Genomic DNA, 8,783 nt, shown 5'->3' with positions numbered 1-8,783 from the left:
TGGCATGTTCCGGACGTTCTTGGACTAACAGGATTTTGAGTTCTTCAAATAGTTTTTCATTTTGCATAAAGAGTACCTGAATCAAATATATGAAGTGAAAAAAAACGATTCAGTAGAAAAGAAAAGTAATTTAGGTGAATCCGTTTGATAACGAAACTGATGTGATGACGATCCTAAATATAAGTGTAGTATTATGTCCAATGGTACTTTTGGTGATTGGGGAATATTCACACCTTTCGACTTAAGTCATGGATTTTTTTGTTGTTCCAGCATGTTCAAATTCCTGTTGTCAGTCTGGAAGAGAGGAGACTGGGTATAAGTGCTGATTCCACGGTGCCTGGTAGACGATATAGTTGTGGGCTGCAAGACAAGGGTGATCAGATTTGATTCGTCTAACGATGTACCTGCTTTCATGACAGGGGCCCGTTTCGGTGTCTGGTGGAAGTATGAGACCATACAGGTAGAGACATGCGAACCAGGAATTGGACAAGAGACGTCGCGCATGAAAATGCGGTAGTATGATGAGATGAGAGGCCGAGGCTTGAGTTCCTGAAGCCGGAACGAAGCTATTAAATTAGTTTACTTGTCTAATTGCAGGCAGCGTGTTCCGCCTACCCGTGGTGTGTTTCAAACGTGTCGGCAGATGCCAGATTCCAGAGTTTTTTGTAAATCGGATAGGGGCAGTCGCTGAGGAGTTCACCCGGTTTCAGGAAATCAAAGGCTTCGTAATACGAGAGCACCTCGGTGCGTTTTGATCTCAGATAGATATGCCAGGGGCGTAATTCATTCGGGTGAGCCAGGCCGGCTGCCGCGATGACTTCGGCGAGCGCTTCCATCGTATTACGATGAAAATTAAAGGTGCGTTCGCTCTTGTTTTCCACATTCAGTGCCTTCTGGCGTCGCGGGTCCTGGGTGGCGACACCGACCGGGCATTCATTGGTATGACATGACTGAGCCTGAATACAGCCGACGGCCATCATGAAACCGCGTGCGGAATTACACCAGTCAGCGCCAATTGCCAGAGTGCGTGCGAGTGTGAACGCCGAAGTCACTTTTCCCGCCGCAGCGACTTTGATTTTGTCGCGCAGGTTACAGCCCACCAGCGCGTTGTGTACAAAGATCAGACCGGTTTTCAAAGGCATGCCCATATTGTCGGAGAATTCGAGAGGTGCCGCTCCCGTACCCCCTTCACCCCCATCGACGGTGATGAAATCGGGCAGAATTCCTGTTTGCAACATGGCTTTACAGACGCTGAGAAATTCACTGGGGTGTCCGATACAGAGCTTGAAGCCAATCGGTTTGCCTCCCGACAACTCGCGCAATTGTGCAATATATTCGCATAAACCGATGGGGGTGCTAAACGTGTTATGACCGGGAGGAGAAATACAATCCTGTCCCATCAGAATTTTTCTGGTGGACGCGATTTCTGCAGTAATCTTTGCTGCCGGCAAGACACCGCCGTGTCCTGGCTTGGCCCCTTGTGAGATTTTAATCTCGATCATTTTCACGGCAGCATGGCTGGCCTGTTCGCGAAACAGATCCGGGTTGAATGTGCCATCGTTATTTCGACAGCCAAAATACCCCGTGCCGATCTGCCAGACCAGATCCCCCCCATTCTTCAGATGATAAGGACTGACGCCCCCTTCGCCCGTACAATGGTAGAAGCCCCCTTTTTTTGCTCCCGCATTCAGAGCCAGCAGAGCATTCGGGCTGAGTGCGCCAAAACTCATGGCTGAAATGTTGAATACAGAGCAGGAGTACGGTTGTTTGCAATCAGGGCCTCCGACGGTGGTGCGGAACGGTTCTTTCGCTTTGGGGTGCGGAGCCATGGAATGATTGAGCCATTCATATTCTTCGCCGTAAACATCGAGTTCGGTTCCGAACGGTTTCAAGCCATCAATATTTTTCGCTCGTTCGTAGATCAGCGACCGGGCATCATTATTGAAAGGGCGACCGTCGATATTACTTTCCACGAAGTATTGGTGGATCTCCGGTCGAATCATTTCAAACATGAAACGCAGGTGTGCGATAATCGGGTAATTGCGGGTGATGCTGTGGTGTGTCTGCACTAGATCCCAGACACCCAGCAGTGACAGCGGAATCAGAGCCAGCAGCGGCCATAAAAAATCATGATCAACGGCGATCCCGAGTATGAAACATAACAGGGTCAGAATGACAATCAGGATAAAAGGCGTATATCGCATTGAATTTACCAATCAGGGTAATAACAAAAATGATCATGAATCGATTGCGTGCTGGAACCACTCCGGTTACTTACGGAGTGGCGCTTTTCTGATCGTCTGGTTTCTGTGTGACTCCCCGCGTTAACAGGAAATCGACGATGAGCTGTAACTCACTGTCCGAAATCGAACTGGCAAACGCCGGCATATTATGACCACCGTTATTGATACGGATAATAAGATCATCCCGCGTGAGCAGCTTTCCAATCTCTGTCAGCTCCGGTCCGCGATGGCCTCCATAACCGCTGATATCGTGGCAGTACAGACAACCTTTGATGTGCATCAGTTTGGCGCCTTCCGCCAGCGGTCCATGATCGGTGCCGACAACGGAAGCCGGTAATTCTTTCACGCCAAAATCGGGCGACCAGGGCTTTTTGTACCCGTAAATGGTCAGCACGATGAAGGCGATGGAACCAAAAATGACCGTGCCTCCGGCCCAGGGACGTTTGGAGGGGGCACGATGTCCTTTGTTTGAGATTAACGGCAGAAAGAATAACACGACGAACCCCAGAACCGGCACTCCCAGAATGACCCAGGTTTCAAGCTGTGGGGGCAGTAAGGAGAGCACGGCAAAGTACCAGAGGAAATACCAGTCTGGCAGAGGGTTGGCGTTGATGCTGCTCGGATTAGGAGGCGGATCGAGCGCGGGAGGTCCCACAAAGATCGCACAGGCCAGGATTACGCCAACGATGAGTGTGGAAAAAACCATATCCCGCCACATCGCAACGGGCCAGAAGGGAACTCCCGTTTTATGAATCCGTTCTTCGTAGGCTGCTTTATACGTTTCCGGGTCGACTGGTTGGTTGACATCAGGCATTTCGGAAATGCCATGTCGCATGATCAATAACATATGCAGGCCAATGCCGGCAAAAATCAGAGCCGGCATGATAAAAACGTGCATGGCAAAAAAACGGGTGATGGTGGAACCGCCGACCGTCTCACCGCCGAGGATGAAATGCGCGAGCGTCGGCCCGACGATGGGAGTTCTCCCGGCCATTTCTGCAGCAACGGTCACCGACCAGACACCGTTGGCGTCCCAGCGCAAGAGCTGCCCGGTAAATGCCATCCCCAGTACCACGAATAACAGCACGACGCCACTCATCCAGTTCATTTCGCGCGGATACTTATATGTAGCGTGCATAAAAACCTGGACCATGTGGATGACGGCCAGCATAACCATCGCCGAGGCACCATAATAATGCATGCCCCGCACAATACTTCCCAGTGGCGCCGTATCGGTGATGTACTGCAGACTTTGGTAAGTTTCCTCGCCCCCGGGCACATAAGACATGGCCAGACCGACCCCGGTGACAACCTGGACGATAAACGCGCAGAGCGTTGCACTGCCGAAGATATACCACCAGCGTGCATTGTCGGGCACCAGGTGTACCATCAGCGGAACAATGTAATCGGAAAAACCAATTCGATTGTCGATCCAGTTCCAGATTCGAGTCAGGGAGTTGTTACTCATTCAGCCGGATACTCGCTTTTTATCAAAATGGTTTCATGTTAATTTCGTCAAGGTCAGCGGGGTCGGGCCTGTTTCGATTTCGACCAGACCGGCACGAATGCGAACATTCAGTCGTTCAAGCGGTTCGGGCGGAGGTCCGGCCGCCACGGTTCCATCTTCGTAATACACGCCGCCGTGACAGGGGCACATGAACAGCCGGGGGTCTTCCACCCATCTGACCGGGCAGCCCAGATGACGGCAGTTAATGGAGAAGGCAATAAACTCTGATTCACTCGCGCGGCGGATCCAGGCACCCGCTGTCGCAGTGACACCGGCCCAGGCGACCGGCGAGGGGTCTTCATATTGAACCAGCACAAATCCGCCGACTTTGAAGTCGGCGAGCTTACCGACCGTTCGCCATTTCTGTTTCGGTTTTCTGAAGACAGGCGCCAAAACAAAACCGATGCCGGGCAGTGCAATCATAAAGCCGATCACCGCCGACAAGCCGATGGAAAGGCGGGTCAGAAAAGTCCTGCGCTGTTGCTGACAACAGGGTTGAGCTGAGGGGGGCTGCTGCTTGCTCACTTTGTTTCACTCCATGCACTGCGTATTTCATTCATCCAGGACCAGATGGCATACACGATCACCGCGATTCCAATCAGTGACATGCTCCAGTGCGTCAGGATTCCCCAAAACATGAAGGTGATGCCCATTGCCAGCGCGGCGGGGGCATACGTCGGACGCATTTCCGGTGCTTCTGTTTTCTCTGCTTGAGAGTTCGGTAAGTCGGAATGATTCATGACTGTGCCTCCCGGAGAGAACTTGTTGTGCCTGCTGTTTGGGGTGAAGTCAGTTGATCCATCTCGGCATACCAGCGTTTGAGTACCACCATGATGGCGCAGACATACAGCGAGCAGGGGGGCACCCACATGAGCAGCCCTCCCAGTCTTTGATCGGTGGCCGGTGTCATGCCCTGGTCATAGAGGAAATGCATAATACCCAGCCGGTCGACCGGATTGGCAAACGCCGGGCAGACTGAAATCACCGTAAATGTGATATAAATGCCGAGCAGGGTACAACCCAGGCAGGCGGAGAACAGATAAATCACAGCCAGGGATGAGGAAAGATGAAACCGTTTCAGAGGCGAAAAAATGGGCCACCAGAACGCCAGACCCGCCAGTAAAAATGTGGCGTCGCGAAAGACACCCAGGGCATAATTCTCAGTCGAGGCATTACAAAACGAGGGGACGTGCCAGAACCACATCACGCCCAGGCCGCTGAGCCAGCCCACAAACGGCACCGCCATCACACTTCCTAAACGGTTCATGAAAGGATGACGAAACAGTGCTTCAGTTTCTGATTCGGAAAGACTCAACAGCAGAAAAAGCGGAACGATCAGCAGTAAGATCAAATGTTGAATGACGTGCGCGCTAAACAGGTAACCATCGGACAGGACGCCGATCGGCGAGACATAAGCCAGCGCCAGAGCGAACATGGCGAATGCAAAAAAAACAATGCGTTTACCGAGGGCGCGATGATGAAAAATAATGTAGAGTCCGACCAGAGACAGAACCAGCAGCCAGACCGGTGAACTCCATTTCCATAATCCGCTTGTCAGATCGAAATACGAACTCATTGCAGAAGTCCCAGATAAATGATTCCAAAAACGGCCAGCCAGACCACATCCACAAAATGCCAATAGACGCCGACCGCGCCAAACACATGCGATTTATCGGCAGTCAGATTGCCTTTGATGCCCATCATCAGCATCACGAACAAGGCAATCACACCCGCGGTCACGTGAATTCCGTGGAATCCGGTCACCGTGAAGAATGTGGCGGAAAACAGATTGGTATTGATGGTGATATCGTTCGTCAGCAAGCCGGCATATTCCCAGACCTGCCCCGCGAGGAATGTGATTCCCAGCAGAATGGTCAGTCCCAGCGAAAACACAAACGCCGACTGTTTGCCGGCACGCAAAAAGCGTTCAGCGATCCAGAAGGTCACACTGCTGGAGATCAGAAACAGACTGAAAATACCGGTGCGTGTCACATCCAGTACGGAAGAAGTGACGGCGCCTTCACCACTGCGAGTGTTAAATATGACGTAGGCAATCAGCAACAACAGAAAGAAAACCGCTTCCGAAGCGATAAACGCCCAGGCAGCGAGTTTTGCCAGATTGGGGCGGATTCCCCTGTCGGCTGGAGTTTTTTCGGTTTTCCAGTCTGCGTTTTCCGGGTGATTCATATCCCAGACAGGGCGACGGCTTTTGATTTCGGGAATGACCGTGAAATTTTCAGGCGGCGGTGGTGAAGTCGTTGCCCATTCGAGAGTGAAGGCATCCCAGGGATTGTCGCCGGCAATTTTGCCGCGGAGTAAACTGGCGCCGATATTCCAGAGAAAGACGAGCGTACCGACCGCCATGAAAACGGCACCCAGCGAGGCGATTCCGTTTAAGAGTGCCCAGCCGGGGTTGTCGGCGTAGGTGTAAACCCGCCGAGGCATGCCCATCATGCCCAGGAAGTGCTGCACCATGAATGTCATATTAAAGCCGAGCACCCACAACCAGAATTGCAGAATGCCCAACCGCTCGTTGAGCATGCGGCCTGACATCTTGGGAAACCAGTAATAGGTGGCAGAGAACAGAGCGAAGACCAGCCCGCCGATCAGAACATAATGGAAATGCGCGACAACAAAATAGGTGTCGGTCAACTGCCAGTCAATCGGAACCGCGGCAAACATGATGCCCGTTAAGCCCCCAATCACGAACTGCAGCAGAAAAGCAACTGCAAAGTGCAAAGCGGTATTGAAATTAATTTCCCCGCCCCAGAGCGTGGCCGTCCAGTTAAAGACTTTGATGCCTGTGGGAATTGCAATCAGCAGAGAACCGACGGCAAAAAAGATATCGGCATACATACCGAGGCCAACGGCAAACATGTGATGCGCCCAGACGCCGTAACCCAGCAGCACGATGGCGACCGAAGAGGCAGCCACGAATGTATAACCGTAGATCGGTTTGCGGGAGAAGACGGGAATCACTTCGGAAATCATTCCGAAACCGGGCAATATTAAGATGTAAACTTCGGGATGACCGAAGATCCAGAAGTAGTGCTGCCAGAGAACGGCGGAACCGCCGCGGGTCGGGTCAAAAAATGCCGAGCCCAGCCAGCGGTCAATTAACAGCATCGCCAAAGCCGAGTTGAGTGCCGGTAAGGCGAGGATGATCAGAATCGCCTGCATCAGCATCATCCAGACGAAGAGCGGAACCCGCTGTAAACTCATACCCGGCGCCCGCAGGCAGATAATCGTGGCCAAAATATTGATCGCCCCGGAGACGGTACCGATGCCCATAATCAAGAGGCCGATGATCCAGTAATCGACGCCTTGCAATGAACTGTAGGCCTTGGATGAGAGTGGCACATAGCTGAACCAGCCGGCGTTGGGCGCTGATCCCGTTAAAAAGCTGAAGTGCAGCAGCAGGCCGCCAAAAAACAGCATCCAGAACCCGAAGGCATTCAGACGGGGAAACGCGACATCACGGGCTCCCACCATCAACGGGACAAAATAATTGGCAAAACCGGTCAACACAGGCATGCCCACCAGAAAGACCATCGTGGTGCCATGCATGGTAAACAGCTGATTGAACATTTCCGGCGACAGAAATGTATTATTAGGGAATGCGAGTTGGATTCGCATCAGGAGCGCTTCGAAACCGCCGATCGCCAGATAAAACACGGCGGTCAGGATATACATAATGCCGATCCGCTTATGGTCAAGCGTGCTGACCCAGTCGAGCAGCAGCGTCGAAGTGACCGGGGGCTCGAGCGAAGTCAGTTCTGATTGTTCGACGGATCCTGTCGTCACTTGAGTGTCTCCAGGTAGGCTACGAGTTGTTTGAGATGCTCATCACTCAGCTTAAAGTCTGGCATTTTACATCCTGGTTTGAGTGCTTGCGGATCTTTTAACCACAGAGCCAGGTTTTCCGGTGTATTCTCGATCACCCCCGCACCGATTTCCTTGCGGCGGGCAAAGTGCGTTAAATCAGGACCAATGGTCGCTTCAGCAGGGGTGCCGTAAATCGTATGGCATTGCGGACAGGTGGCCTGAAAAAAGAACTGTTTGCCGGAATTAGCCAGGGGGGAAAGTAGTTTGGGTTGTTTGTTTGCCAGTTGTTCACTCGCCACCCATTGATCAAACTCGGTATCCGTAACGGCATAGACTTTGAAGTTCATCCAGGCGTGTTGTGCGCCGCAATATTCGGAACAGCGTCCCTGATAAGAACCCGGTTCGCTGGCCTGCAACCAGATATAGTTGTCGCGTCCCGGGATGGCGTCAATCTTTCGTCCGAGTTGCGGGACCCAGAAACAGTGGATCACGTCGGCAGAAGAAATCTGTACTCGAAACTTCTTTTTTTTGTCTGCGGGGATGTAAATTTCATTTGCCGTGATCACCCCCGATTTCGGATATTTGACTTCCCACCACCATTGGTGGCCGGTCACAATCAAATCGATATCGCTAACGTCCGTCTTCCCGTCAGGATCGGCGCCGGGCATGGCATTCAGCGTGATGACCAGATTGGCGCTGATTGCCACCAGCCAGATCACAATGACCACGGGCCCGATCAGCCAGTAAATTTCTGATTTTTCGCTGCCAAAATCCTGCTTGGGCAATGTCTGTTTGCGCCGTCCGCGTGAAATGGCGACCAGGATCAAGCCGGCCACAATCGCAAAGATAATCGCACTGATGAGCAGAACCTGTAGAAATAAACTGTTAATGGCCTCTGCCTGTGGAGACGCGGGGTCAAGAACAGGAATCACAGAGTTCATAGTCAATGCCTGGAATTTGTTATTCAAAGATGTCTGCTTTGCGCTGGGAGAGCAGCTGAATCTGACTGGTTACGTAGTATAGTGCAATAGTCTGATTAATGAATATGAATTGATCAATTTCTATTACGAAAAAAATCTGACATGAACACAAAACAAACAAACGGACAGAACCCAGATAAACTATCTTACCTAAGTAGAGATAAAATACAGAATGTTTTTGTGTGAGCCGCAGGTTCCATCGTAACGATGAGCGTACAGACTTTAGCA

Annotated in this window: 7 protein-coding genes; all 7 read right to left on the bottom strand. The window is 51.7% G+C overall.

The window, feature by feature from the left end:
* Positions 1–611 precede the first annotated feature (611 nt).
* Positions 612–2,204 (bottom strand): FMN-binding glutamate synthase family protein, encoded by a 1,593-nt coding sequence (locus tag Q0294_RS07355; RefSeq protein ID WP_299462642.1) that lies wholly within the window; start codon positions 2,202–2,204, stop codon positions 612–614.
* Positions 2,205–2,274: 70 nt separating this feature from the next.
* Positions 2,275–3,711 carry a cytochrome b N-terminal domain-containing protein gene (locus tag Q0294_RS07350; RefSeq protein ID WP_299462640.1) on the bottom strand — a complete coding sequence of 479 codons (1,437 nt, stop codon included), beginning with the start codon at positions 3,709–3,711 and terminating at the stop codon, positions 2,275–2,277.
* A gap of 33 nt (positions 3,712–3,744) precedes the next feature.
* Positions 3,745–4,275 carry a Rieske 2Fe-2S domain-containing protein gene (locus Q0294_RS07345; RefSeq protein WP_299462637.1) on the bottom strand — a complete coding sequence of 177 codons (531 nt, stop codon included), beginning with the start codon at positions 4,273–4,275 and terminating at the stop codon, positions 3,745–3,747.
* Positions 4,272–4,490, bottom strand: a complete 219-nt coding sequence (locus Q0294_RS07340) for a hypothetical protein (RefSeq protein ID WP_299462634.1) — start codon at positions 4,488–4,490, stop codon at positions 4,272–4,274. Before Q0294_RS07340 ends, Q0294_RS07345 begins: the two co-directional genes overlap by 4 nt.
* Positions 4,487–5,326 carry a cytochrome c oxidase assembly protein gene (locus Q0294_RS07335; protein ID WP_299462631.1) on the bottom strand — a complete coding sequence of 280 codons (840 nt, stop codon included), beginning with the start codon at positions 5,324–5,326 and terminating at the stop codon, positions 4,487–4,489. Before Q0294_RS07335 ends, Q0294_RS07340 begins: the two co-directional genes overlap by 4 nt.
* Entirely contained in the window at positions 5,323–7,554 is a 2,232-nt protein-coding gene (gene ctaD, locus Q0294_RS07330; protein ID WP_299462628.1) for a cytochrome c oxidase subunit I, read from the bottom strand. Before ctaD ends, Q0294_RS07335 begins: the two co-directional genes overlap by 4 nt.
* Positions 7,551–8,516: a cytochrome c oxidase subunit II gene (gene coxB / locus Q0294_RS07325; RefSeq protein WP_299462625.1), complete on the bottom strand. Its 966-nt coding sequence runs from the start codon at positions 8,514–8,516 to the stop codon at positions 7,551–7,553. Before coxB ends, ctaD begins: the two co-directional genes overlap by 4 nt.
* Positions 8,517–8,783: the final 267 nt, after the last annotated feature.

The sequence above is a fragment of the uncultured Gimesia sp. genome, assembly GCF_937919775.1.
GTDB lineage: Bacteria > Planctomycetota > Planctomycetia > Planctomycetales > Planctomycetaceae > Gimesia.
The sequence above is the reverse complement of the archived record's forward strand: the minus strand, read 5'-3'. Positions and strand labels throughout refer to the sequence as shown.